This is a genomic window from Pseudomonas sp. (assembly GCF_030684895.1).
In the GTDB taxonomy this organism is placed as follows: domain Bacteria; phylum Pseudomonadota; class Gammaproteobacteria; order Pseudomonadales; family Pseudomonadaceae; genus Aquipseudomonas.
The window spans coordinates 17378-42324 of sequence record NZ_JAUXXP010000048.1 but is presented as its reverse complement, the minus strand read 5'-3'; the positions used below and the strand labels follow the sequence as shown (position 1 = coordinate 42324).

Annotated in this window: 21 protein-coding genes; 15 read left to right on the top strand and 6 right to left on the bottom strand. The window is 61.0% G+C overall.

Annotated features, from left to right (window positions below):
- Nucleotides 1-216 precede the first annotated feature (216 nt).
- Both glyA and Q8M42_RS10530 read right to left on the bottom strand, forming a co-directional pair.
- Complete coding sequence (gene glyA / locus Q8M42_RS10535) at nt 217-1470, bottom strand: serine hydroxymethyltransferase (protein ID WP_289238897.1); 1254 nt, start codon at nt 1468-1470, stop codon at nt 217-219.
- Between the two features lie 125 nt (nt 1471-1595).
- Nucleotides 1596-5783 carry an EAL domain-containing protein gene (locus tag Q8M42_RS10530; protein WP_304866242.1) on the bottom strand — a complete coding sequence of 1396 codons (4188 nt, stop codon included), beginning with the start codon at nt 5781-5783 and terminating at the stop codon, nt 1596-1598.
- Between the two features lie 354 nt (nt 5784-6137).
- On the opposite strand from Q8M42_RS10530, the gene ettA reads away from it, so the two are divergent.
- Nucleotides 6138-7805: an energy-dependent translational throttle protein EttA gene (ettA, locus tag Q8M42_RS10525; protein WP_304866240.1), complete on the top strand. Its 1668-nt coding sequence runs from the start codon at nt 6138-6140 to the stop codon at nt 7803-7805.
- An 84-nt stretch (nt 7806-7889) separates the two neighbouring features.
- Here the strand turns inward: ettA and Q8M42_RS10520 are convergent, their stop codons facing one another.
- On the bottom strand, nt 7890-9524 hold the full coding sequence (locus Q8M42_RS10520) for a cation:proton antiporter (protein WP_304866237.1): 1635 nt from the start codon (nt 9522-9524) through the stop codon (nt 7890-7892).
- A 135-nt stretch (nt 9525-9659) separates the two neighbouring features.
- Between Q8M42_RS10520 and Q8M42_RS10515 the strand changes: the two genes are divergently transcribed.
- From Q8M42_RS10515 to Q8M42_RS10485, 7 genes are all read left to right on the top strand, one after another.
- Complete coding sequence (locus tag Q8M42_RS10515; RefSeq protein ID WP_304866234.1) at nt 9660-12122, top strand: Lon protease family protein; 2463 nt, start codon at nt 9660-9662, stop codon at nt 12120-12122.
- A 198-nt stretch (nt 12123-12320) separates the two neighbouring features.
- On the top strand, nt 12321-12662 hold the full coding sequence (locus tag Q8M42_RS10510) for a hypothetical protein (RefSeq protein WP_275960649.1): 342 nt from the start codon (nt 12321-12323) through the stop codon (nt 12660-12662).
- Nucleotides 12663-12864: 202 nt separating this feature from the next.
- Entirely contained in the window at nt 12865-13362 is a 498-nt protein-coding gene (locus Q8M42_RS10505) for a TIGR00645 family protein (RefSeq protein WP_304866230.1), read from the top strand.
- 141 nt (nt 13363-13503) lie between these two features.
- Nucleotides 13504-13809, top strand: a complete 306-nt coding sequence (locus tag Q8M42_RS10500; RefSeq protein ID WP_304866227.1) for a DUF6482 family protein — start codon at nt 13504-13506, stop codon at nt 13807-13809.
- Nucleotides 13810-13820: 11 nt separating this feature from the next.
- Nucleotides 13821-15356, top strand: a complete 1536-nt coding sequence (locus Q8M42_RS10495; RefSeq protein WP_304866224.1) for a cryptochrome/photolyase family protein — start codon at nt 13821-13823, stop codon at nt 15354-15356.
- Nucleotides 15353-15499, top strand: coding sequence for a DUF2256 domain-containing protein (locus Q8M42_RS10490; RefSeq protein ID WP_304866221.1), 147 nt, complete (start codon nt 15353-15355; stop codon nt 15497-15499). Before Q8M42_RS10495 ends, Q8M42_RS10490 begins: the two co-directional genes overlap by 4 nt.
- Nucleotides 15500-15560: 61 nt before the next feature.
- Nucleotides 15561-16178, top strand: coding sequence for an FKBP-type peptidyl-prolyl cis-trans isomerase (locus Q8M42_RS10485; protein WP_304866218.1), 618 nt, complete (start codon nt 15561-15563; stop codon nt 16176-16178).
- A gap of 92 nt (nt 16179-16270) precedes the next feature.
- Here Q8M42_RS10485 and Q8M42_RS10480 read toward each other — a convergent pair whose 3' ends face one another.
- Nucleotides 16271-16498, bottom strand: a complete 228-nt coding sequence (locus Q8M42_RS10480) for a hypothetical protein (RefSeq protein ID WP_305284031.1) — start codon at nt 16496-16498, stop codon at nt 16271-16273.
- Nucleotides 16499-16683: 185 nt separating this feature from the next.
- On the bottom strand, nt 16684-17652 hold the full coding sequence (locus tag Q8M42_RS10475; RefSeq protein ID WP_304866212.1) for a polyprenyl synthetase family protein: 969 nt from the start codon (nt 17650-17652) through the stop codon (nt 16684-16686).
- 245 nt (nt 17653-17897) lie between these two features.
- Here Q8M42_RS10475 and rplU point away from each other — a divergent pair, with 245 nt between their 5' ends.
- From rplU to Q8M42_RS10450, 5 genes are all read left to right on the top strand, one after another.
- A complete protein-coding gene (gene rplU, locus Q8M42_RS10470) occupies nt 17898-18209 on the top strand; it encodes a 50S ribosomal protein L21 (protein ID WP_304866209.1) in 312 nt (103 codons plus the stop codon).
- A 39-nt stretch (nt 18210-18248) separates the two neighbouring features.
- A complete protein-coding gene (gene rpmA / locus Q8M42_RS10465) occupies nt 18249-18506 on the top strand; it encodes a 50S ribosomal protein L27 (protein WP_003176049.1) in 258 nt (85 codons plus the stop codon).
- Between the two features lie 167 nt (nt 18507-18673).
- Complete coding sequence (gene cgtA / locus Q8M42_RS10460) at nt 18674-19897, top strand: Obg family GTPase CgtA (RefSeq protein WP_304866153.1); 1224 nt, start codon at nt 18674-18676, stop codon at nt 19895-19897.
- Nucleotides 19898-19965: 68 nt separating this feature from the next.
- A complete protein-coding gene (proB, locus tag Q8M42_RS10455; protein WP_304866151.1) occupies nt 19966-21084 on the top strand; it encodes a glutamate 5-kinase in 1119 nt (372 codons plus the stop codon).
- A 280-nt stretch (nt 21085-21364) separates the two neighbouring features.
- Nucleotides 21365-21829: a CreA family protein gene (locus Q8M42_RS10450; RefSeq protein ID WP_304866149.1), complete on the top strand. Its 465-nt coding sequence runs from the start codon at nt 21365-21367 to the stop codon at nt 21827-21829.
- 110 nt (nt 21830-21939) lie between these two features.
- Here the strand turns inward: Q8M42_RS10450 and rpsT are convergent, their stop codons facing one another.
- Nucleotides 21940-22218 carry a 30S ribosomal protein S20 gene (rpsT, locus tag Q8M42_RS10445; protein ID WP_304866148.1) on the bottom strand — a complete coding sequence of 93 codons (279 nt, stop codon included), beginning with the start codon at nt 22216-22218 and terminating at the stop codon, nt 21940-21942.
- A gap of 177 nt (nt 22219-22395) precedes the next feature.
- On the opposite strand from rpsT, the gene murJ reads away from it, so the two are divergent.
- Both murJ and ribF read left to right on the top strand, forming a co-directional pair.
- Nucleotides 22396-23940 (top strand): murein biosynthesis integral membrane protein MurJ, encoded by a 1545-nt coding sequence (gene murJ / locus Q8M42_RS10440; RefSeq protein ID WP_304866145.1) that lies wholly within the window; start codon nt 22396-22398, stop codon nt 23938-23940.
- A 66-nt stretch (nt 23941-24006) separates the two neighbouring features.
- Complete coding sequence (ribF, locus tag Q8M42_RS10435; RefSeq protein WP_304866253.1) at nt 24007-24933, top strand: bifunctional riboflavin kinase/FAD synthetase; 927 nt, start codon at nt 24007-24009, stop codon at nt 24931-24933.
- Nucleotides 24934-24947: the final 14 nt, after the last annotated feature.

Sequence of the window (24947 nt, the reverse complement as noted above, 5' to 3'; positions counted from 1 at the left end):
AGAGCGGCGGGCTTTGAAATCTTCCTCGCTCTAAGTCTTTGGCAGTGGTTCAGGCCGTAGGATGGGTGCTAACCCATCAGCCAATTGATGGGTTAGCACCCATCCTACGGTGGTGAGCACAAAGAAATGCCGCTTCCCTGGCAGGGCGAAGCGGCATTTTTCTTATGTGAACAGCCTTACGCCAAGAGGCGGGCTTTTCAGTAGCAGGTCAGAGACTCAGTTGCCGTAAACCGGGAACTTGGCGCACACCGCTTTGACTTGCTCGCGCACGCGCGCTTCAACCGCGTCGTCGCCCAGGTTGGCGAGGATCTCGCAGATCCAGCCAGCCAGTGCGCGGCACTCGTCTTCCTTGAAGCCGCGAGTGGTTACGGCTGGGGTGCCGATACGCAGGCCGGAGGTGACGAATGGCGAACGTGGATCGTTCGGTACGCTGTTCTTGTTCACGGTGATAAAAGCGCGACCCAGGGCGGCGTCGGCATCTTTACCGGTGATGTCTTGCTTGATCAGCGAGAGCAGGAAAAGGTGGTTCTCGGTACCGCCAGAAACTACGTCGTAGCCGTTCTCAATAAACACGCTGGCCATGGCCTGAGCGTTCTTGATCACTTGCTGCTGGTAGGTCTTGAACTCAGGTTGCAGGGCTTCCTTGAAGCACACGGCCTTGGCGGCGATAACATGCTCCAGTGGGCCGCCTTGGCCGCCTGGGAATACCGCGGAGTTGAATTTCTTCTCCAGCGCTTCGTTGGCACGAGCGAGGATCAGGCCACCACGCGGGCCGCGCAGGGTTTTATGGGTGGTGGTGGTGACCACGTCGGCGAACGGCACCGGGTTCGGGTACACGCCAGCAGCAACCAGGCCGGCTACGTGAGCCATGTCGACGAACAGGTACGCGCCAACTTTGTCCGCGATGGCGCGGAAGCGTGGGAAGTCCAGTACCTGCGAGTAGGCGCTGAAGCCGGCGATGATCATCTTCGGCTTGTGCTCAACGGCCAGGCGCTCAACTTCGTCGTAGTCGATCAGGCCGGCATCGGTGATGCCGTACTGCACGGCGTTGTACATCTTGCCGGAGAAGCTGACGCTGGCGCCGTGGGTCAGGTGGCCGCCGTGGGCCAGGCTCATGCCCAGTACGGTGTCACCGGTTTCCAGCAGGGCCAAGTACACGGCGCTGTTGGCTTGCGAGCCGGAGTGCGGCTGAACGTTGGCGTAGTCGGCACCGAACAGTTCCTTGGCGCGGTCGATGGCCAGCTGCTCGACGATGTCGACGTATTCGCAACCGCCGTAGTAACGCTTGCCTGGGTAGCCTTCGGCGTACTTGTTGGTCAGTACCGAGCCTTGGGCTTCCATCACCGCTGGGCTGGTGTAGTTCTCCGAGGCGATCAGCTCGATGTGATGTTCCTGGCGCTGGGCTTCTTGCTCCATCGCAGCAAACAATTCGGCGTCATAACGGGCGATAGTCAAATCACGGCTGAACATAGCATTCCCCTGAGAAAATCAGCTGGGCGGTAGAAAGAGGGGGCGAATTCTACCTCATCCGTACTAAACAGGCATATGAAGCGTGGTCATCTGGCGGACAAGCGGGGCTCATGCGCGGGCGCGGTTCAGCTCAGCATAAACAGCGCAGTGCCGGTGAACAGCGCAGTGAACTGGTGCGCCGGCATCGGCCTGCCGAGCAGGAAGCCCTGCACTTCGTCGCAGTCGTGGCCGCGCAGGAAATCCAGCTGGGCCAGGGTTTCCACGCCCTCGGCGATTACCGTGAGGTTCAGGCTGTGGGCCATGGCGATGATCGCCCGGGCAATCTGCCCGTCCTGTTCGCCGTGGGGCAGGCCGTCGACAAAGCTGCGGTCGATCTTCAGCACGTCAATGGGGAACTGCTTGAGGTAATTCAGCGAGCTGTAGCCGGTGCCGAAGTCATCGATGGCGATAAACACGCCGAGTTTCTTAAGGCTGCTGAGGGTCAGCATGGCGTTAGCCACGTCTTCCATGAGGATGCTTTCGGTCAACTCCAGCTCCAGGCAGCCGGCGGGGATACCGCTGTGCTGAAGAATCTGCGCGATGCGCTCGTGCAGATCGCCTTCGGCAAACTGCCGGGCCGAGAGGTTGACGGAAATCTTCGGTACGCGAATCTTCGCCTGGTGCCACTCGGCCAACTGCCGGCAGGACTCGCGCAGCACCCAGTCGCCGACCTGCACCACCAGGCCCAGCTCTTCGAGTACCGGGATAAAGTCATTCGGCGGTACCAGGCCGCGCTGCGGGTGCTGCCAGCGCAGCAACGCTTCGGCACCGGTCAGGCGTTTGCCGTCACCGGAGAACTGCGGCTGGTAATACAGTTTGAACTCGCCCTGTTCGAGGGCGTGGCGCAGGTCGCTTTCCAGCTCCAGGCGCTGCAGGGCGCTGGCGTTCATGTCGGCCTGGTAGAACTGGAAGTTGTTTTTGCCGCGCTCCTTGGCGTGGTACATCGCCGTGTCGGCGTTCTTCATCAGCTGACTCAGCTCGTTGCCGTCCTGCGGGCTGAGGGCGATGCCGATACTGGCGGTGACGAAAAACTCGCGGCCTTCGAGAATAAATGGTTGCGCCAGACTGGCGAGAATCTGCTCGCCGACATGGATCGCGCGGGTCAGCGCGCCTTCGCGCTGGGCCTGGGATTGCAGCAGCAAGGTGAACTCGTCACCGCCCATGCGCGCCACGGTGTCGTCACTGTCGACACAGGCGCACAGGCGTACCGCCACTTCCTTGAGCATGCGATCGCCCGCCGCGTGGCCGAGGGAATCGTTGATCGGCTTGAAGCGGTCGAGGTCGAGGAACATCAACACGACCCACTCCTGGTGCCGCGCGCCGTGCTGCAAGGCGCTGTGCAGGCGGTCCTGGAATAGCGTGCGGTTGGGCAGCTGGGTCAGGGCGTCGTAATAGGCCAGGCGGTGGATGCGCTGCTCGCTGGCCTTGCGCTCGCTGATGTCGCTGAAGAAGCACACATAGCTGACCAGGTCGCCTTCATCGTCCCGCACCGCCGTGATGCCGACCCAGGCCGGGAATTTCTCGCCGCTGCGGCGTTTTAGCCACACCTCGCCTTCCCAGCTGCCCTGCTGGTTGAGCTGTTTGATTACATAGGCCAGGTGGCTGGCCTGCTGGGTGTCGGCGGTGAGCATGCTCGGCAGCTGGTCGAGAATCTGCTTGGAGCTGTAGCCGCTGACCCGGCTGAAGGCATTGTTGACCTGCACGATATAGCCGGCCGGATCGGTGACCAGAATCGCCGCCGTGGAGTGCTCGAATACCGTGGCGGCCATGCGCAGGTCTTTCTCCGCGCGGCGCTGCAGGCTGATGTCGCGGCCGACGCCAAGCAGGCCTTCGAAGCGCCCGCTGTCATCCCACATCGGCACCAGGCGCAGCTCCACCGGGATTTTCTGGCCATCGGCGCGTAGCGCATCGAAGACGAACAGCTGCGGCAGAAACTCGGCGCGCAGTTCGGCCAGCCGCTGCGGATCGCCCAGAGCGTTACGCACGCGGTCGAGCAGGGCGTAGAAGCCAACCAGCTGGCGCGGGTTGGTGGCCAGGTTCTGGAAGCCATTGGTCAGCGCCCACTCGCTGTCATAGCCGAGCACCGGCATGACCGACGGGCTGACGTAGTTGAGTTGCAGGTCGCTGCCGGTTGAGAAGATCACGTCGCTGATGCTTTCCGCCAGCAGGCGATAACGCTGTTCGCTGGTGCGCAGGGATTCGCTGTGGGTGATTTGCTCGGTGATGTCCTTGGCCACGCCGATCAGCCGGCTGACCCGGCCCTTGGCGTCGCGCGACAGGGCCTGCTCGCGGATATCGAACCAGTGCCAACTGCCATCGCGATGTCGCCAGCGCAGCTCGAACTGCATCAGCAGGCCATTGCCCTGCACCTGCTGGATATTGCGCATGCGCTGGTACAGCTCGACGTCGTCGGGATGGAGGATTTTCTCCCACAGGCGTTCGCCGAGCTGGTGCATTTCCGCCTTGCTGTAACCCAGCTGCGGGCCGAGGTGGTTGTTGCTGTACATCACTCGCTTGCCGGCGATGTCGTGCACATAGATGGTGTCGGGCACCGCGCTGACCACATCGGACCAGAAGCGCTCGCGCTCGATCAGTGAGGTTTCGATGCGTTTGCGGTTGGTGATGTCGCTGATGCTGAGGGTCACAGCCTGCAGGTCGTCGCTGCTTTCTGGCAGGCGCAGCAATAGCCACAGGTGGCGCTCGTGGCCTTGCGGGGTAAGGATCTGGCGTTCCATTTCCAGCTGGCCGCTGCCGCTGAGCAGGGCGCTGATCAGCTGCATGCGAAAGCCATCCGGGCGCAGTGGGCCGTTGTTGAACAGGTGCTGCCAGGCCTGCTGGTTGGAGTCGACGCCGAGCAGTTGCAGGGCCACCTGATTGGTTTCGGTCAGGCGCAGGCGCTGGCAGAGCTCGCTGTGGTGCTGCGGGTCGGCGTCCAGCCAGCGTTGCAGGCTGGTCATGTCGCGCAGTTGCTGCTGGTGCAGGTAGCGCTGCAGCTCTGCCAGGTCGAGCACGCAGAGGGCGGTGCCGGTGCCGTCGAAGATGTCCTGATAGCGCCGCCGGGTTTCTTGCAGCACATGGGAGGCGTGCTGTTCTTCGGTGACATCGCGCAGTACCCAGACAAAACCGGTGCGCTTGTGGTCTTCGCTCAAGTCGCTGCGGCTGATGTCGTAGAGGTGGGCGACGCCGTTCTGCTGGATTTCCACCAGGTCCGGGCCGAGGTCGTTGTGCAGGGCCGTGTCGTGCAACAGCAGCGGGTCGAGACGCGGCAGCAGCTTGAGCAGGTGCCAGTTGCGCGCCTCGTCGTTGCTCAGGCCAAACATCGCCTCGGCCTGCGGATTGAGGTATTGCAGCTGGCCGTTGTTGTCGGTGACCAGCACACGTTCCTCGATGGCGCCGAGCACGCTGGCGGCCTGCTGCAGCGAGCGCCGCGAGGCGGTATTCAGGGCATGCAGGCTGCGTTGTTCATTGAGCAGGCGATACAACGCCAGCAGCGTGAGGGTGGCGCAGAGGATAAACAGCAGCAGCTTGCTGGCCTGTTGCGGCAGTTGCTGGGCGCGCACCTTGCGCTCGTTGAACAGTGCACGCAGCTGCCAGTCGCTGCCCTTGAGCGGGGTTTCCAGCATGCTCTGGTCGAGGTTCTCGGCGGTGACCGGCGGTGCCACCGCTGAGCTGTTGGCGCCCTGGATCGCGTTGCTGGCAATCACGCGTTGCGCATTGCGGTCTTCCAGCAGCCACTGGTGCGGGCTTTGATGATGCTCCTGCAGCCAGCTGGTCAGCGCCTGATTGGTCAGGCGCAACACCCAGTAACCGCTGGCGGCGCTGTCGGGGTTATGCCGCAGCAGCAGGTAGATGCGCCCATGGTCGTTAGCGCTGAAGGTGTAGAAGAAGCTTTCGCCACCGCCGCGCTGCAGCAGCTCGGCCAGGTACAGCGCATCTTCGGTGGGCGCATGGCTGTCGGCGATGATCCGACCTTGGCCATTCAGCCAGGCCAGGCCGCGCAAGGTTGGGAACACGCCGCGCAGGGTGTGCAGCAGCTCTTCCATTTCATCGGAATGACTCGGTGGCAACACATGGGGTTGCAGCAGGGCCTGGCCGGCGCTGGCCTTAAGCTCCATGTTCAGGCCCAGGTGATTGGCCAGCTGCGAGCTGTAGGCCAGGCCCAGCTGGCGCTGGTTGTCGAGCAGTTGCTGGGATTCCTGACGCAGTTGCCAAAGCAGCAGCACCAGCATGCTCAGCACCAGCACCACCAGAGCGCCACGCGTCGGCCCACGCATCGTCTCAGCCGGCGGAGCGCCGGGTGTACGCGGTGTGGTTGGGGGCGTGACTGTTGGCAAAGACTTACATCCTGGGGGCTGGGCGGCGATGGGCTGGTCCCTGGCGGGTGCGCAGAACGGCCGGCAGGCAGGGGGCGGCTAGCATGCCATAACCGTGGCAAAGTGCCAGCGCTGCCGACGAGCGTCGTTTGCCCTGCTCGGCGCATTCCGGTAGCTTTGCCGCACGCGCGCGTGACTGTATGCAAACGACGCTGCGCAGGTAGCGCCTGGCGGCTCCGTCCCCGCCGTGTAGCCTCAGGCTGCACGCATCAGTTGGCGGCTTCTCTTTCGTTTCAACCCAGAACCAAGGTCATCATGGCTCAATACGTTTACACCATGCATCGGCTCGGCAAAGTCGTACCGCCGAAGCGGGAAATCCTGAAAAACATCTCCCTGTCGTTCTTCCCAGGCGCCAAGATCGGCGTACTCGGCCTTAACGGCTCGGGTAAATCCACCCTGCTGAAGATCATGGCCGGCGTCGATACCGAGTTCAATGGCGAAGCGCGGCCGATGCCAGAGCTGAATATCGGTTACCTGCCACAGGAACCACAGCTCGACCCGAGCAAGACCGTGCGTGAAGTGGTGGAAGAGGCTGTAAGCCAGATCAAGGATGCCCAGGCGCGTCTGGATCAGGTTTACGCCGCGTACGCTGAGCCGGACGCCGACTTCGACAAACTGGCCGCCGAGCAGGCCAAGCTGGAAGCCATTCTGCAAACCAGCGACGGCCACAACCTTGAGCGTCAGCTGGAAGTCGCCGCCGACGCGCTGCGCCTGCCAGCCTGGGATGCCAAGGTTGCCGTGCTCTCCGGCGGTGAGAAGCGCCGAGTGGCCCTGTGCCGCCTGCTACTGTCGGCCCCCGATATGCTGCTGCTCGACGAGCCAACCAACCACCTGGACGCCGATTCGGTAGCCTGGCTGGAGCATTTCCTCCACGATTTCCCGGGCACCGTGGTCGCGATCACCCACGACCGTTACTTCCTGGATAACGTCGCCGGCTGGATTCTCGAGCTCGACCGCGGCGCCGGTATTCCGTACGAGGGCAACTATTCCGGTTGGTTGGAAGCCAAGTCGAATCGTCTGGCACAGGAATCCAAGCAGCAGTCAGCTCATGAAAAAGCCATGAAGGAAGAGCTGGAGTGGGTGCGCAAAGGCGCTAAAGCCCGCCAGTCGAAGTCCAAGGCGCGTTTGCAGCGTTTCGAGGAAATGCAGTCGCAGGAATTCCAGAAGCGCAGCGAGACCAACGAGATTTATATCCCGGTCGGTCCGCGTCTGGGCGACAAGGTCATCGACTTCGTTAACGTCAGCAAGGGTTACGGCGACCGCGCGCTGATCGACAACCTGTCGTTCAGCATGCCTAAGGGCGCCATCGTTGGCGTGATCGGCGGTAACGGTGCCGGTAAGTCGACCCTGTTCCGCATGCTGATGGGCAAGGAACAGCCGGACTCGGGCAGCATCGAGATCGGTGAAACCGTGCAGTTGGCCTGCGTTGACCAGAGCCGCGACGACCTCGACGGCAGCAAGAGCGTGTGGGAAGCCGTGTCTGGCGGTTCCGACATGATCAAGATCGGCAACTATGAAGTGCCGTCGCGCACCTACGTCGGGCGCTTCAACTTCAAGGGCGGTGATCAGCAGAAATTCGTCAAGGACCTCTCCGGTGGTGAGCGTGGCCGTCTGCACCTGGCGCTGACCCTGAAAGAGGGCGCCAACGTGCTGCTGCTGGACGAACCGTCCAACGACCTCGACGTGGAAACCCTGCGTTCGCTGGAAGAAGCGTTGCTCGACTTCCCGGGCGCCGCCATTGTGATCTCTCACGATCGCTGGTTCCTCGATCGCGTGGCGACCCACATCCTGGCGTACGAAGATGACTCGCATATCGAGTTCTTCGAAGGCAACTACACCGAGTACGAAGCCGACCGTAAGAAGCGCCTGGGCGATGCTGCCGCGCAGCCGCACCGCGTGCGTTACAAGAAGTTGGCCCAATAAGCCACGCCGCAATACCAAACGGAGCCGCAAGGCTCCGTTTTTGGTTGTGCACGCCGGCTGCGGCCGATCATGCTGAGCCCCGTCTCACAGTTGTTTGATTTCCTCCAGCAAGCGCCGCGCTGCGGTTTCCGCTGCATCGCTGTACGGCCGCAGCACACTGGCTGCGCCGGCATGATGCAGCGCTTCGGCATCACCGGCACGAAACGCGCTAAGGGTGATCTGGCCCTTGAACGCCGCGCTGCGTAAGGCGCGAAACAGAATGGCGTTGACCTCGCGCTGGGGGATGGTGCTGATCAGCGCCTGGGCGTGACTCAGCGGCATATGGCTGAGAAAATCGGCATCTTCGGCGTCGCCGTAGCAGGCATTAAGGCCTTCTTCGCGGGCCTGGGCCAGAGCCTGTGGGTCGAAGTCCACGCCCAGTACACGGCGTCCACCTAACTCCAGTTGCGCGGCCAATTTGCGCCCGTAACGGCCCATGCCATAGACGATGATGTGCGGCTGCTCGCCAGCTGGGGCATTGTCGTCGGCGTTTTCCCGGTGCGGGATATGCCGCTCGAACGGTCCCAGCCAGGGCGACAGGCGGGCGAACAGCGGCTGCGCATAGAGAATCATGTAGGTCGACAGGGTGATGGTGATCAGCCCCACCAGGGTGGTCAGGCCCAGGGCGTCCTGGCCAACATGGCCGAGGCCGATGCCCATGGCGACAAAGATGATCGAGAACTCGCTGATCTGCGCCACGGTCAGCCCGGCCATAAAGCCGGTGCGCTTGCGATAGCCCATCCAGCCCATGATGGCCATGACAATCAGCGGGTTGCCGATCAGCACGAAGGCAGAGAGGATCAGCGCACTGCCGATCTGTCCATGGATATGGGCGAAGTCCAGTTGCAGGCCCAGGTGCAGAAAGAAGAACAGCAGCAGGAAGTCGCGCAGGCTGGTCAGGCGGCTGGCCACTGCTTCGCGCAGCGAGGTCGAGGCCAGGGAGAAGCCGGCGAGAAACGCGCCGATTTCCTTGGACAGCCCCAGCGAGTCGGCACCCGCCGCCAGCAAGGTGCCCCAGGCGATGGCCATCAGCATCAGCAGTTCCGGCGAGTCGGCCATCATATTCAGCAGGCGCGGCAGGGCGTAACGCATCAGCAGAAACAGCACGCCCAGGCTGCCCAGCAGGGTGGCAGCGAGCAATAGCGGGTGCATGCCGGGCTGTTCGGCGCTGTTCGGCTGATACAGGTTAAGGCCGAGCATGGCCAGCACCACGGCGATGTCCTGGACGATCAGGAAACCCATGGCAATACGGCCGTGCAGGGAGTCGATCTCGCCTTTGTCGGAGAGCAGCTTGACGATGATGATGGTGCTGGAGAACGTCAGCGCCACAGCCACATACAGCGCGGTCAGCCATTCCAGGCCCAGCAGGGTGCACAGGCCATAACCGAAGACGATGGTAAAGGTCAGCTGACCCAGGCCGGTGGCCAGGGCTACCGGGCCGAGGGTGCGCACCAGGCGCATGTCCAGCTTGAGGCCGACCACGAACAGCAGCACGGTGATGCCGATTTCCGCGAGCAATTGTAGCGGCTCGTTTTCGCTGCTTAGGCCCAGCACCGCTGGGCCGGCGAGGATGCCCACCAGAATGTAGGCAATGATCAGCGGCTGGCGCAGCTTCACCGCAATGCCGCCGACCAGGGCTGACAGGGCCAGCAGTATGGCGACCTCTTGAAACAGGCTCATGCACCGCTCCTTGATAACTGCCGCGCATTGTAAAAACACCAGCGGCGTTGGGCTTGCCTTGGATCAAGCATACCGCTTGTGGATGCGGGCCGATGCGGCCATGATTTCCACCAGGCCCCCGTCCAAGGATTTCCAATGCCAGACTCCGTCGCAGCCCATTTGCGGTTGGCACCTGAAGCACTTACCCGTCCCTTTTCCCCTGAGCAGTTCAACTTCAGTAATACCGAAGACCTGGAACCCTTCCGTGGTGTATTGGGCCAGGAGCGCGCCGTCGAGGCGCTGCAGTTCGGCGTGGCGATGCCGCGCCCCGGCTACAACGTGTTTGTCATGGGCGAGCCCGGCACCGGCCGCTTTTCCTTCGTCAAACGCTACCTCAAGGCTGAAGCCAAGCGCCTGGAGACCCCGGCTGACCGGGTCTACGTCAATCATTTCGACGAGCCGCGCGAGCCGCGTGCGCTGGAGCTGCCGTCTGGCACTGCCGGTGAGTTTCTCGCTGACATCAACGGCCTGATCGACAACCTGCTGGCGACCTTCCCGGCGGTGTTCGAGCACCCCTCGTTCCAGCAAAAGAAGAACGCCATCGACCGCGCCTTTAATAAGCGTTATGACCAGGCGCTGGATGTGATTGAGCGTCTGTCGCTGGAAAAGAACGTCGCCCTGTACCGCGACAGCAGCAATATCGCCTTCACCCCGATGCTCGATGGCAAGGCCCTGGATGAGGCAGAGTTTGCCCAGTTGCCCGAAGCCGAGCGCGAGCGCTTTCACGCCGATATCGCGACCCTGGAAGAACGCCTCAACGAGGAGCTGGCCAGCCTGCCGCAGTGGAAGCGCGAGTCGAGCAATCTGCTGCGCCAGCTCAATGAAGAAACCATCACCATCGCCCTGCAGCCGCTGCTCGCGCCGCTGTCGGAGAAGTACGCGGAAAACGCTGGGGTCTGCGCTTACCTGCAGGCGGTGCAGGTCAACCTGCTGAAGACCGTGGTCGATCAACTGGTCGAAGTGGAAAAGGCCGACGCACAAACCCGCAAGCTGCTCGAAGAGCAATACTGCCCGAGCCTGGTGGTCGGGCATCACGCCCAGGGCGGCGCGCCCGTGGTGTTCGAGCCGCACCCGACCTACGACAATTTGTTCGGCCGCATCGAATACAACACCGACCAGGGTGCGCTCTACACCAGCTACCGCCAGCTGCGCCCCGGCGCACTGCACCGCGCCAACGGCGGTTTTCTGATTCTTGAAGCAGAAAAGATGCTCGGCGAGCCGTTTGTCTGGGATGCGCTCAAGCGCGCCCTGCAATCGCGCCAGCTGAAGATGGAGTCGCCGCTCGGTGATCTCGGCCGCATCGCCACTGTGACCCTGACCCCGCAGATGATTCCGCTGCACCTCAAGGTGGTGATCATCGGCTCGCGTCAGCTGTATTACACGCTGCAGGACCTCGATCCGGATTTCCAGGAGATGTTCCGCGTCCTGGTCGACTTCGATGAAGACATCCCGCTGGCCGATGACAGCCTGGAGCAGTTCGCCCAGCTGATGAAAACCCGCACCTCGGAAGAGGGCATGGCGCCGCTCACCGCCGCCGCCGTGGCGCGCGTAGCGACTTACAGCGCGCGGCTGGCCGAACACCAGGGGCGCTTGTCGGCGCGTATTGGCGATTTGTTTCAGCTGGTCAGCGAGGCTGACTTTATCCGCAGCCTGGCCGGGGACGAAGTGACCGACGCCGGGCATATCGAGCGCGCGCTAAAGGCCAAGGCCACCCGCACGGGCCGCGTTTCGGCGCGGATCATCGATGACATGCTGGCCGGGATCATCCTGATCGACACCGCCGGCGCAGCCGTGGGCAAGTGCAACGGTCTGACCGTGCTGGAAGTCGGTGATTCGGCCTTCGGTGTGCCTGCGCGGATTTCTGCCACCGTCTATCCCGGCGGCAGCGGCATTGTCGACATCGAGCGCGAGGTCAATCTCGGTCAGCCGATTCACTCCAAGGGGGTGATGATCCTCACCGGTTACCTCGGTAGCCGTTATGCCCAGGAATTCCCTCTGGAAATCTCCGCGAGCATTGCCCTGGAGCAGTCCTACGGTTACGTCGATGGCGACAGTGCTTCGCTCGGTGAGGTGTGCACGCTGATCTCGGCGTTGTCGCGCACCCCGCTCAAGCAGTGCTTCGCCATTACCGGCTCGATTAACCAGTTCGGTGAGGTGCAGGCGGTCGGCGGGGTCAACGAGAAGATCGAAGGCTTCTTCCGTCTGTGCGAAGCGCGCGGTCTAACCGGCGAGCAGGGCGTGATCATCCCGCACTCCAACGTCACCACCCTGATGCTCGACGAGCGCGTGCTGCAGGCTGTGCGTGCTGGGCAGTTCCATATCTATGCGGTGCGCCAGGTCGACGAGGCGCTGAGCCTGTTGGTCGGCGCGGATGCCGGGTCGCCCAATGAGCAGGGGCAATTCCCGGCGGGCAGCGTCAATGCGCGGGTGGTTGAGCGCCTACGCGATATTGCCGCCATGGGGATGGACGAGGACGACAAAGAGGAGCCGAAGAAGGAAGAACCGGCTGCTGCGGTCAAGGAGAAGAAGCCACGGGCGAAAAAGCCGGCGGCTGAATGACTGCGGTGCGCAGGCAATTCGCCCGGTGGCTGGTCGGTCACTGAGCGAATTGCGCCACCGGCCCGTGCGCCTGGCTCGGGTCGACTTTTCCTCACTTCATCCACACAGTTATCCACAGCAAGCGGGGATAACTGTTGGCTTCCCAGCGGCGCTTGCTCGGGTGTAGGCTGAAGGCCTGCTCCTGAGAGGGTCGTCGCCATGTCGCGCAGCCTCAATCTCACCCGCCACTGTCTGGGCCTGGATACCCGTATCGAATGCGTGGTGTTGCCGCTGGCCGGCAACAAGGGCCTCTGGACGCTGATCTGCGCCGCTGGCATGGCCGGCGCGCAGCCTTCCACGATTAAAGCGCAAGGCCCATTCCACGGGGCTTTCGCCGCTGAAAGCATCCTCACCGACATCGCCGAAAACCTGCACGGCATGGGTTACGAGCAATCCACCGATGTGCCGATCTGGCGCCTGCATATCCAGGCCGAGCTGCGCCGTTTGAACGGCGAGCGGGGTCACCATCTGGGTGATTACCAGTTTCAGCCGGAAACCTGAGCGGGCAATTGCCGAGTATTTGATCAGTCCGCGCAAACCCTGCGCAGAGCTGGCTTACAGCCATTGATCCTGAGCCTGCCCACAAGGTTATCCACAGTTGCCGGGGATAACCTGAGCGGTCATCGATTAGCACATTCCAGGGTTGTCTCGGCGAGGGCGCTGGGTATACTCGCCGGCAGTTTTAAACCCTGAGTGAGCCCTTATGGAACGCTTTATCGAAAATGCCATGTATGCCTCGCGCTGGCTGCTGGCCCCCATCTATTTCGGCCTCTCGCTGGGTCTGCTGGCGCTGGCGCTGAAGTTCTTTCAGGAAGTCTTCCATATTCTGCCCAACGTCTTCGGCATGGCCGAGGCGGATCTGATTCTGGTGATCCTCTCGCTGATCGATATGGCGCTGGTCGGTGGCCTGTTGGTGATGGTGATGATTTCCGGTTACGAGAACTTCGTTTCTCAACTGGATATCAAGGAAGGTACCGAGAAGCTCAGCTGGCTGGGCAAGATGGACTCCAGCTCACTGAAGATGAAAGTGGCGGCCTCCATCGTGGCGATCTCCTCGATCCATCTGCTCAAAGTTTTTATGAATGCGCAGAACATCCCCGACAGCAAGTTGATGTGGTACGTGATCATTCACATGGCCTTCGTCCTTTCGGCCTTCGCCATGGGTTATCTGGATAAGCTGACCAAGTACGAATCGAGCTGAGCACTTTCTTATGCGTTCCCGCCGCCCTGCCGTTGCAAAACGGACGGGCGGTTTGCGTTGTGCCTTGTGCTTTTTCAGGCTTGTACAAAAATTGTATTTGTATAGATTTTTGTATAGCTTTGCTCGCCTGAGGACATCGCCATGAATCTGCAAGAGCTGTCGCTGCACGCCCATGCCGGGCATATCGAAGCGCTCAACCTGATCTCCATAGAAGGTGGCATCTACCTGCTGGAGGCGCATATGGATGGCCGCGCCCATCCGCTCAGTGATGGCCATGGCAAGACCCTGCACCTGCGCTCGGTTGAGCATGCCCGCGACCTGCTGCACGACCTGCCGCGCGTGCCATTCCATTTGGTGCATGCGGTGGTGCATGACGAAATGTGCGGCATGCAGGACGGCACTCAGGACACCCTGCGCGTACCGATTTCTTTCAACTCCTCCTGGTAACGACCGCATCTATGTCTATTCGCCGGCTTGCCCTGGTACTGGGTGATCAGCTGTCTTTCGACCTGCCCAGCCTGCAGGCCCTGGACCCACTGCAGGATGCCGTGCTGCTCGCCGAGGTGGCGGCGGAAACCGACTATGTGCCGCACCACCCACAGAAGATCGCGCTGATCTTCAGTGCCATGCGCCACTTTGCCGAGGCCCTGCGTGAGCGCGGTTGGCGGGTGCATTACGTCAAGCTGGACGATGCGCAGAACAGTGGCTCGCTGCCTGGCGAGTTGCAGCGCTGGGTTGTGCAGTTGCAGGCAGCCGAAGTGCATCTCACCGAGTGTGGTGAGTGGCGCCTGGAAGATCAGTTGAAGCGCAGCGGCGTGCCGATCACCTGGCATGCCGACAGCCGCTTTATCTGCGCGCGTGGCGAGTTCGCTCGCTGGGCTGCGGGGCGCAAGCAGCTGCGCATGGAGTTCTTCTACCGCGAAATGCGCCGCAAGACCGGCTTGTTGCTCAATGGTGACGGCACGCCGGTGGGCGGCGCCTGGAACTTCGATGCGGAAAACCGCAAGGCGCTGCCCAAACAGATCAAGGCACCGATGACCGCGCGCTTCCCGGCGGATGGCATTACCCAAGAGGTGCTGAAGCGGGTGGCTGAGCGCTTCAGTCATCACTACGGAAGTTTGGCGTCTTTCGATTACCCGGTGACCCACGCCGAAGCCGAGGCGCTGTGGCAGCACTTTCTCGACTTCGCCCTGCCGGCTTTTGGTGATTATCAGGACGCCATGGCGGTCGGTGAACCGTTTCTGTTTCATGCGCGGATCAGCGCGGCGCTGAATATTGGCCTGCTGGATGTGCGTCGTCTGTGCGCCGATGTCGAGGCGGCCTATTGGCGCGGCCAGGTGCCGCTGAACGCCGCCGAGGGCTTTATCCGCCAGTTGATTGGCTGGCGCGAATACGTGCGCGGCATCTACTGGCTGCATATGCCGGAGTACGCCGAGCGTAACGCCTTCGGCAACACTCGGCCGTTGCCGGAGTTCTACTGGACCGGCAAAACCCGCATGAAATGCATGAGCCAGGCCATCGGTCAGACCCTGGAGCATGCCTATGCCCACCATATCCAGCGGCTGATGGTTACTGGCAACTTCGCCCTGCTGGCCGGTATCCAGCCTAGCCAGGTCTGCGACTGGTACCTGGCGGTGTATATGGATGCCTTCGATTGGGTCGAGCTGCCCAATACCCTGGGCATGGTCATGCACGCCGATGGTGGTTACCTGGGCTCCAAGCCCTACTGCGCCAGTGGTCAGTACATCAAGCGGATGTCCAACTACTGCGGCGACTGCGCCTATAAGGTCAGCGAAAGCGTGGGTGAGCAGGCTTGTCCATTCAATGCGCTGTATTGGCACTTTCTGATGCGCCACCGCCAGCAGCTGTCGGGTAACCATCGGCTGGGCATGGTCTACCGTGGCCTGGACAAGATGAGCGAAGCCAAGCAGCAGGGGTTGTGGGCGCGCGGCGAGCAACTGCTGGCGCGCCTGGATGCGGGCGAGGCGCTGTGAAAAAGGCCGAGCTGCCGGCCAAATCCTGCGCGGTCTGCGGGCTGCCCTTTACCTGGCGCAAGAAATGGGCGCGCTGCTGGGATGAGGTGAAGTACTGCTCCGAGCGTTGTCGGCGTAATCGCCAGGGCGCGGCGAGCGGGTAGGGCGGCCAGGCGGTTTGTGCTAGTCTGGCCGACCTTTTTTAGCCCCTAGCGGAGCCGTGTTATGTCCGATATCAATCTCTCGACTGACGAAACCCGCGTCAGCTACGGCATCGGCCGTCAACTGGGTGGTCAGCTGCGCGACAATCCGCCGCCGGGCGTGAGCCTGGACGCCATCCTGGCGGGCCTGACTGATGCCTTCAACGGCCAGCCAAGCCGCGTTAGCGAAGCCGAACTGACCGCCAGTTTCAAGGTGATCCGCGACATCATGCAAGCCGAAGCAGCCGCCAAGGCTGAAGCCGCTGCCGGTGCTGGCCTGGCGTTCCTGGCTGAGAACGCCAAGCGTAACGGCATCACCGTCCTGGCTTCCGGTCTGCAGTACGAAGTGCTGACCGCTGGTGAAGGTGCCAAGCCTTCCCGTGAAGACAGCGTGCGCACCCACTACCACGGCACCCTGATCGACGGCACTGTGTTCGACAGCTCCTACGATCGTGGCCAGCCTGCCGAGTTTCCGGTTGGCGGCGTAATCGCCGGCTGGACCGAAGCCCTGCAGCTGATGAATGCCGGCAGCAAATGGCGCCTGTATGTGCCGAGCGAGCTGGCCTACGGCGAACAAGGCGTGGGCAGCATCCCGCCGCACAGCGTGCTGGTATTTGACGTGGAGCTGCTGGACGTTCTCTAACGTTTCAGGCGCTTTTCTTCGCGGGCATGGCCCGCTCCTACGCCAGACTGGTAGGAGCGGGCCATGCCCGCGATGCGTTTATATTCAAAGTGTCAGGGGCGCAACGCCCGGGCGTAGCAGTAAAGAAACAGGTTGCGTACCAACTCCTTGAGCACCAGCGGCTCATTGGAGTTCAGCTCGTGCAGCTCCAGATCGCCCTGATCACGCAGCTCATCCAGCGCATCTTCCTTAAGCAGGGCGCAGACTTCGCCGGTGTTGCGATTGAGAATGCGTAGATACGGCTGCGGGCGGTCCAGCCAGGCATCGATCAGGTAAGTCATGATTCATCTCCCTTTCAAGTGGTTAGATGAGAATAATTCTTATTATATTTATAGCAAGGACTAATCGCTGCCATTCGTCGAGCATTCTTCAATGTCGTGCGGAGGTGGCCCGCAGGCGATCGTCATGGATGGCAGGCGATAAAAAGCCCGTCATGTAGACGGGCTTTTGTCTGTTGCTGTAGGCCTTAGTGGGTGCGGGCTACGGCAAAGCGGCTGAGTTCGATCAGCGCGTCGCGGTATTCGCTGGCGGGCAGCACATTCAGGCAGGCGATGGCGCGTTCAGCGTAGTCGCGGGCCTGCTGGGCGGTGTAGTCCAGCGCGCCGGCGGCTTCTACGGCATTACGGATGCTTTCCAGGTCTTCGATACCGCCTTTCTGGATCGCCTGGCGTACCAGGGCAGCTTGTTCAGGCGTGCCTTCGCGCATGGTGTAGATCAGCGGTAGGGTCGGCTTGCCCTCGGCCAGGTCGTCACCGACGTTCTTGCCCAGGGTGGTGGCATCACCACGGTAGTCGAGCAGGTCGTCGACCAGTTGGAAGGCCACGCCGAGGTGGTCGCCAAAGGTGCGCAGCGCTTCAGTTTGTTCGGCGTTGGCACCGGCCAGGGCGGCGGCGCTATGGGTCGAGGCCTCGAAGAGCATCGCGGTCTTGCCGCGGATGACTTCCATGTAGGTTTCTTCGCTGGTGCTGGCGTCGCGAATCTTTGACAGCTGCAGCACTTCGCCTTCGGCAATCACGCGGGTGGCCTTGGACAGGATCTTCATCACCGGCATGGAGCCGAGTTCGACCATCATTTCGAAGGAGCGTGAATAAAGGAAGTCGCCGACCAGCACGCTTGGAGCATTGCCCCACTGGGCGTTAGCGGTGCTGCGGCCGCGGCGCATGTCGGACATGTCGACCACATCGTCGTGCAGCAGGGTGGCGGTGTGCAGAAATTCGATGGTGGCAGCGAGCAGGCGCAGGTTGTCGCCTTCAATACCCAGCGCCTTGCCGCTGAGCAGAACCAGCAGCGGGCGCAGGCGTTTGCCGCCAGCGGAGATAATATAGTCGCCGATTTTCTCGACCAGTGGGACTCGCGACACCAGTTGCGCGCGGATGATGCCGTCGACGGCGGTAAAGTCATCCGCCACCACGCGGTAGAAAGCCTGGGGTTGCATCGCTTGCACCTGCTACTCATGGGTTGCGCGGCATGCTAGGGGGCAGGGTAGGGGCTGTCAAGGTAAGCGCTCGGCGCACTTGCATGGTGTCGATTGCTTGCGTACAATCGCGCACCCTGAACTTCCCCCTGGGTATTTCCCTGCCTTACGCAATTGCAAGGGTGTCCTTCCGGCCCCAAGCAGCCATGCCAGCCGACACTTATTCCTATAAAGCGCTGGGTGAGCAGGATTAACGGAGATTTACCATGTACGCAGTAATTGTTACTGGTGGCAAGCAATACAAAGTCACCGAAGGCGAATTCCTCAAGGTCGAAAAACTCGAGCTGGCCACTGGCGAAGCTGTGACTTTTGACCGTGTTCTGCTGATCGGCAATGGCGACGACGTGCAAATCGGCGCTCCGGTTGTTGAAGGTGCCAAAGTTGTTGCTGAAGTGATCGCTCAAGGTCGTCACGACAAGGTCACCATCATCAAGTTCCGTCGTCGTAAGCACCACATGAAGCGCCAGGGCCACCGTCAGTGGTACACCGAGATCAAAATCACCGGTATCCAGGCCTGATTCGTTTCGGTCTGATCCCTTTATAGGAGTATTGAACTCATGGCACACAAAAAAGCTGGCGGTAGTACCCGCAACGGTCGCGACTCAGAAGCCAAACGCCTTGGCGTGAAGATGTATGGCGGCCAGAAAATCATTCCTGGCAACATCATCGTGCGTCAGCGCGGCACCCAGTTCCACGCCGGTTACGGCGTTGGCATGGGTAAAGATCACACCCTCTTCGCGAAAATCGAAGGCGTGATCAAGTTTGAAGTAAAAGGCGCGTTCAACCGCCGTTACGTGAGCGTCGTTGCGGCTTAATTGCGCGACTGCTGGGAAAGCCCCGTCCATGCGACGGGGCTTTTTTGTTTCTTGGGGTTCTTGCCAAACTGTCCTGGGTGTAGCGTTCGATTTGAATGCAGGTCAATTTTGCAAGAACCTGGTGTTTCTCGGTTTAGATGACCCGCGTGATGGCGGGAGGCGTAAAAATGAAATTCGTCGATGAAGTATCGATTTTTGTAAAAGCCGGCGACGGCGGTAACGGCATGATGGCTTTTCGTCGTGAAAAGTTCATCGAGAAGGGCGGTCCCAACGGTGGTGATGGTGGTGACGGTGGCTCGGTGTATATCGAGGCTCAAGAGAACCTCAATACCCTGGTGGATTACCGCTATACCCGCCGCTTCCAGGCGCAGAATGGCGAGAAGGGTGGCAGCACCGACTGTACCGGCGCCAAGGGCGAAGATCTGATCCTGCCGGTGCCGATTGGTACCACGGTGATCGATGCCGGCACCCAGGAAGTAATTGGCGACCTGACCCGTGCCGGCCAGCGGTTGCTGGTGGCGCAGGGCGGTTGGCACGGTCTGGGTAACACCCGCTTCAAGTCCAGCACCAACCGTGCGCCGCGCCAGACCACGCCAGGCAAACCGGGCGATGCGCGCGATCTCAAGCTGGAATTGAAGGTGTTGGCCGATGTCGGCCTGCTCGGCTTGCCGAATGCCGGCAAGAGCACCTTTATCCGCTCGGTATCGGCCGCCAAGCCGAAGGTTGCCGACTATCCCTTCACCACCCTGGTGCCAAACCTGGGTGTGGTCAGTGTCGATCGCTACAAGAGCTTTGTAATTGCCGATATTCCGGGGCTGATCGAGGGGGCTTCCCATGGCGCGGGCTTGGGTATTCGCTTCCTCAAGCACTTGTCGCGTACCCGTCTGTTGCTGCATCTCGTTGATATGGCGCCGCTGGATCTGACCGATCCGGCCGAGTCGGCAGCCACCATTATTGATGAGCTGACCAAGTTCAGCCCGTCACTGGCTGAGCGTGAGCGCTGGCTGGTACTGAACAAGGCTGACCAGATCCTCGATGAGGAGCAGGAAGCGCGTATCGCTGAAATCGTTGCGCGGATCGAGTGGGAGGGGCCGGTGTATGTGATTTCTGCCCTGGCGCGCCAGGGTACTGAGAAGCTCTGTTATGACATCATGGACTTCCTTGAGGCGCGCGCTGAGCGCATCCAGGAAAACCCAGAGTATGCGGCCGAGCTGGCTGAGCTGGATACGCGCATCGAAGACGAAGCGCGCGCCCAGTTGCAGGCGCTGGATGACAAGCGTGCGCTGCGTCGTTCCGGGGTCAAGGCGGTCGGTGATGTCGATGAAGACGACAGCTTCTGGGATGAAGAAGACGAAGATGATGGCCCGGAAATTATTTACGTCCGGGATTAAGCAACTACAAAACGCCGCTTAATTGCGGCGTTTTTGTAATCACGGGTCGCGGCTAAGGTTGGAAGATCATGCGTGACAAGGTAACCGGCGCGCAGCGCTGGGTGGTGAAGATTGGCAGTGCGCTGCTGACTGCTGATGGTCGTGGTCTGGATCGCGCAGCGATGGCTGTGTGGGTCAGGCAGATGGTCGCGCTGCGCGAGCAGGGCGTCGAGTTGGTGTTGGTGTCATCGGGGGCGGTGGCTGCGGGCATGAGTAAGCTGGGCTGGAGTGCTCGGCCGAGTGCGATGCATGAGTTGCAGGCGGCTGCGGCGATTGGCCAGATGGTGCTGATTCAGGCGTGGGAGTCGAGCTTTGCCGAGCATGGTCGGCGCACGGCGCAGATCCTGCTGACTCACGACGATCTGTCCGATCGCAAGCGCTACCTGAATGCGCGCAGCACGCTGCGCACGCTGGTGGATCTGGATGTGGTGCCGGTTATCAACGAGAACGACACCGTGGTTACCGATGAGATCCGTTTTGGTGACAACGACACTTTGGCAGCGCTGGTGGCTAACCTTGTCGAGGCCGATCTGCTGGTGATCCTCACGGACCGCGACGGCATGTATAACGCCGATCCGCGACATAACCCCGATGCCGAGCTGATCTATGAGGCGCGTGCTGATGATCCTGCGCTGGATGCTGTTGCGGGCGGTGTGGGTGGTGCGCTGGGGCGTGGCGGTATGCAGACCAAGCTGCGCGCGGCGCGCCTGGCGGCACGTTCCGGTGCGCATACGGTGATTGTCGGTGGGGCTATCGAACAGGTACTGGCGCGGCTCAAGTCGGGTGAGCGCCTGGGTACGTTGCTGGCGCCTGAGCGCGGCATGCTGGCGGCGCGCAAGCAGTGGCTGGCGGGGCATCTGCAGACGCGCGGCACCCTGGTGCTGGATGACGGTGCGGTCAAGGCCTTGGCAACCGGCACCAAGAGTTTGCTGCCGGTTGGCGTGAAAGCCGTGCAGGGCAGTTTTCGCCGCGGTGAGATGGTGGTCTGCGTGGCGGCGGACGGTCGCGAGATTGCTCGTGGGCTGGCCAACTACAGTGCGCTTGAGGCGCAAAAGATCATCGGTCAGTCATCGGATGCCATTCAGAAGCTGCTGGGGTATGTTGATGAGCCCGAGCTGGTGCATCGGGATAATTTGATCCTGATTTGAAAGCCTGCACAAAGCCTGCTGCGCGTCGGCCCTGCTGCGTTAAAAACAGGCTCAGCAAGCCGCTTGCGGCTAACGCGCTTTAGTGCGGCCCGGAGGGCGAGCGAAGCGAGTAATGCATTTGCAGCAGTACACTCCGCTTGATTCGCTGCGCTCACCCTGCGGCTGTTACTGCGCTACGCTACGTGTCTCGCTTGTTTTGACCAGCCGGAGGCTGTTACTAGCGTAGCGCCTTGCATGGCTCTAGCTCGCGAGACTTTGAATGGGTTTTGAGGGAAGGCTGATGCGAGTGGTAAAGGGATTCCTGGGTGCGCTAGTGCTGCTGCCTGGTTTTGCGGCGGCTGAGCAGATTGGTGAGGTGTCGACGGTTTTCAAGTTTATGGGGCCGAACGACAAAATCGTTGTTGAGGCGTTTGATGACCCTAAAGTTGAAGGCGTGACCTGTTACTTGTCGCGGGCCAAGACGGGCGGCGTCAAGGGCGGCCTGGGGTTGGCCGAGGATCGCGCTGAGGCGTCAATTGCCTGTCGCCAGGTTGGGCCGATCAGCTTTCTGGAGAAGCTCAAGGAGGGCGAAGAGGTATTTCGCGAGCGCACTTCGTTGGTGTTCAAGACCATGCAGGTGGTGAGATTCTTCGATCAGAGGCGCAATACCCTGGTTTATCTGGTCTACAGCGACCGGGTAATCGAGGGCAGCCCGCAGAATGCAGTAACGGCCATTCCGATTCTGCCCTGGCCGCAAAAGCCCTGAGTAAAAAGCCCGGAGCGATTCGGGCTTTTTTGTGGCTTGTCATTTTCTGGGCAATAAAAAACCGGCGGTTAAGCCGGTTTTTTAAGAACAATCAGCGTATTGCTAACAGCTTAGGCAGCTGCAGCTTCGCTCAGGGCCTTGATATGGCCATTCAGGCGGCTCTTATGACGAGCGGCTTTGTTCTTGTGGATGATGCCTTTATCGGCCATACGGTCGATAACTGGCACAGCCAGGGTGTAGGCAGTAGTAGCAAGAGCTACGTCTTTGGCTTCGATCGCCTTGACGACGTTCTTGATGTAGGTACGGACCATCGAGCGCTGGCTGGCGTTATGGCTACGACGCTTCTCAGCCTGTTTTGCGCGTTTTTTGGCAGAAGGTGTATTGGCCACCGTCAAGCTCCTCGAAAAGATTCTGGGGGTTACAAACAAATAAGGCCGCGAATCATGCCGATATGAGGGAGTGCTGTCAAGCCTGATGGCTTTTCCCTGTACTGGCCTGACCAGTGGCAGACCGCTACACTCGTCGCCTTTGCGCGCCAGTGCTTGTTTGCGGAGCCGGGATACTACATGAATTTGCTCAAGTCGTTGGCCGCCGTCAGCTCCATGACCATGCTTTCGCGTGTATTGGGCTTTGTGCGCGACACCATAATCGCTCGCACCTTCGGCGCTGGCGTGGCTTCGGACGCCTTTGTGGTGGCGTTCAAACTGCCCAATCTGCTGCGCCGTATTTTTGCCGAGGGCGCGTTTTCACAGGCGTTTGTGCCGATACTGGCTGAGTATAAAACCCAGCAGGGCGATGAAGCTACGCGCACATTTCTGGCTTACGTCACCGGTCTGCTGACGCTGGTGCTGGCGCTGGTGACCTTTATCGGGATTCTTGCCGCGCCCTGGATTGTCTGGGCCTCCGCGCCAGGTTTTGCCGATGAGGTGGAGCGTTTTGAGCTGACCACCGATCTGCTGCGGGTCACCTTTCCTTATATTTTGCTGATCTCCCTGTCCTCGCTGGCAGGGGCGGTGCTCAATACCTGGAACCGCTTCTCGGTGCCGGCCTTTGTGCCGACGCTGCTGAATCTCAGCATGATCGTGTTTGCCCTGTTTCTGACGCCCTATTTCGATCCGCCAATTATGGCCTTGGGGTGGGCGGTGCTGGTGGGCGGCTTGGCGCAGCTGTTGTTCCAGCTGCCGCATCTGCACAAGATCGGCATGCTGGTGCTGCCTCGGCTGAATCTCAAAGATACCGGCGTGTGGCGCGTGGTGAAGCAGATGGGGCCGGCGATCTTTGGGGTGTCGGTCAGCCAGATTTCGCTGATCATCAACACCATCTTCGCCTCCTTTCTGGTCGCCGGCTCGGTGTCCTGGATGTATTACGCCGACCGCTTGATGGAGTTGCCGGCTGGCGTGTTGGGTGTGGCGCTGGGGACTATTCTGCTGCCGGCCCTGTCGAAAACCCATGCCGGCGACAGTCGCGAGGACTACTCCAGGTTGCTCGACTGGGGATTGCGCCTGTGCCTGGTGTTGGCGCTGCCCAGTGCGGTGGCCTTGGCGATTATTTCTGAGCCGTTAATTGCCTCGCTGTTCCAGTACGGCAAATTCACCGCTGACGATACTTTGATGACCCAGCGCGCCTTAATTGCCTACTCGCTAGGTTTGGTCGGCATCATTCTGGTGAAAATTCTCGCGCCGGCCTTTTATGCCCAGCAGAACATCAAGACACCCGTGCGTATTGGTCTGGTGACGCTGCTGGCGACCCAAGTAATGAATGTGCTGTTTATTTTCGTGATTCCCCTGGCGCATGCCGGTTTGGCGCTGGCCATCGGTCTGGCCGCCTGTCTGAATGCTGGGTTGTTGTACTGGCAGCTGCGCAAACGCGAGATGTTTCAGCCGCAGCCGGGCTGGGCGCTTTTTCTCGGCAAGTTGTTGCTGGCGCTGCTGGCGATGGTAGCGGTGCTGCTACTGGCCATGCAGCAGCTGCCGGCCTGGGCGGACGGCACCATGCTCTGGCGTTTGCTGCGCTTGGGTGGGCTGGTGGGTGTGGGCATGCTGGCCTATTTGGCCGCGTTGGCGCTGCTGGGTTTTCGGCTGAAGGACTTTGCTCGGCGTAGTGCGCTCTGATTTGCTGCCTGTTGTCCGCTGCGCGGTGTGCGTATAATCGACCACTTTATGAGCAAGAAGCGCGTTATGCAGCTGGTTCGAGGCCTACACAATTTGCGGCCCCAGCATCGGGGCTGTGTCGCCACCATCGGTAATTTCGACGGCGTCCATCGTGGTCATCAGGCCATTTTGGTGCGTTTGCGTGAGCGCTCCGCCGAACTTGGCGTGCCCAGCTGCGTGTTGATTTTTGAACCGCAGCCACGTGAATTCTTTGCTCCAGATACCGCTCCGGCGCGCTTGGCGCGGCTGCGGGACAAGGTCGCACTGTTGGCTGCCGAGGGTGTTGACCGGGTGCTGTGTCTGAGTTTCAACCGTCGCCTGCGTGAGCTTAGTGCTGCCGAGTTCGTGCATCGGGTGCTGGTCGAAGGCCTGGGGGTGCAGCATCTGGAAGTGGGTGATGACTTTCGCTTCGGCTGTGACCGCGCCGGTGATTTTGCCTTCCTGGCCGAGGCCGGTGAGCGTGAAGGCTTTAGCGTTGAGGCTGCAACCACGGTCGAGTTGGATGGCATCCGCGTCAGCAGTACACGGGTGCGTGAAGCCCTTGATGCCGGTGATTTTGCCTTAGCGCAACACCTGCTTGGGCGGCCCTTTCAGATCGCCGGGCGGGTGTTGCATGGACAGAAGCTCGGCCGTCAGCTGAATGCGCCGACCGCCAACGTGCAACTCAAGCGTAAACGGGTGCCGCTTAAGGGCGTGTACCTGGTCAGCACCGAGATCGACGGTCAGACCTGGCCGGGCGTCGCCAATATTGGCGTGCGCCCCAGTGTGGCTGGCGATGGCCGCGCTCATCTGGAAGTGCATTTGCTGGACTTTGCCGGTGATTTATATGGCCGGCGTTTGACGGTGGCTTTCCACCACAAGCTGCGCGATGAGCAGCGTTTCGCCTCCCTTGAGGCATTGAAGACGGCCATTGCTGCCGATATTGCCGCCGCCCGTGCCCATTGGCACGTTTAAGCGCTTAAGTGCCA

Coding starts and splice junctions, on each gene's coding strand:
- murJ (WP_304866145.1), top strand. CDS start 22,396: ATGAATTTGCTCAAGTCGTTGGCCGCCGTCAGCTCCATGACCATGCTT.
- cgtA (WP_304866153.1), top strand. CDS start 18,674: ATGAAATTCGTCGATGAAGTATCGATTTTTGTAAAAGCCGGCGACGGC.
- rplU (WP_304866209.1), top strand. CDS start 17,898: ATGTACGCAGTAATTGTTACTGGTGGCAAGCAATACAAAGTCACCGAA.
- Q8M42_RS10480 (WP_305284031.1), bottom strand. CDS start 16,498: ATGACTTACCTGATCGATGCCTGGCTGGACCGCCCGCAGCCGTATCTA.
- Q8M42_RS10530 (WP_304866242.1), bottom strand. CDS start 5,783: ATGCGTGGGCCGACGCGTGGCGCTCTGGTGGTGCTGGTGCTGAGCATG.
- ribF (WP_304866253.1), top strand. CDS start 24,007: ATGCAGCTGGTTCGAGGCCTACACAATTTGCGGCCCCAGCATCGGGGC.
- ettA (WP_304866240.1), top strand. CDS start 6,138: ATGGCTCAATACGTTTACACCATGCATCGGCTCGGCAAAGTCGTACCG.
- Q8M42_RS10485 (WP_304866218.1), top strand. CDS start 15,561: ATGTCCGATATCAATCTCTCGACTGACGAAACCCGCGTCAGCTACGGC.
- Q8M42_RS10495 (WP_304866224.1), top strand. CDS start 13,821: ATGTCTATTCGCCGGCTTGCCCTGGTACTGGGTGATCAGCTGTCTTTC.
- Q8M42_RS10520 (WP_304866237.1), bottom strand. CDS start 9,524: ATGAGCCTGTTTCAAGAGGTCGCCATACTGCTGGCCCTGTCAGCCCTG.
- rpmA (WP_003176049.1), top strand. CDS start 18,249: ATGGCACACAAAAAAGCTGGCGGTAGTACCCGCAACGGTCGCGACTCA.
- Q8M42_RS10500 (WP_304866227.1), top strand. CDS start 13,504: ATGAATCTGCAAGAGCTGTCGCTGCACGCCCATGCCGGGCATATCGAA.
- Q8M42_RS10510 (WP_275960649.1), top strand. CDS start 12,321: ATGTCGCGCAGCCTCAATCTCACCCGCCACTGTCTGGGCCTGGATACC.
- Q8M42_RS10475 (WP_304866212.1), bottom strand. CDS start 17,652: ATGCAACCCCAGGCTTTCTACCGCGTGGTGGCGGATGACTTTACCGCC.
- glyA (WP_289238897.1), bottom strand. CDS start 1,470: ATGTTCAGCCGTGATTTGACTATCGCCCGTTATGACGCCGAATTGTTT.
- Q8M42_RS10515 (WP_304866234.1), top strand. CDS start 9,660: ATGCCAGACTCCGTCGCAGCCCATTTGCGGTTGGCACCTGAAGCACTT.
- Q8M42_RS10450 (WP_304866149.1), top strand. CDS start 21,365: ATGCGAGTGGTAAAGGGATTCCTGGGTGCGCTAGTGCTGCTGCCTGGT.
- Q8M42_RS10505 (WP_304866230.1), top strand. CDS start 12,865: ATGGAACGCTTTATCGAAAATGCCATGTATGCCTCGCGCTGGCTGCTG.
- proB (WP_304866151.1), top strand. CDS start 19,966: ATGCGTGACAAGGTAACCGGCGCGCAGCGCTGGGTGGTGAAGATTGGC.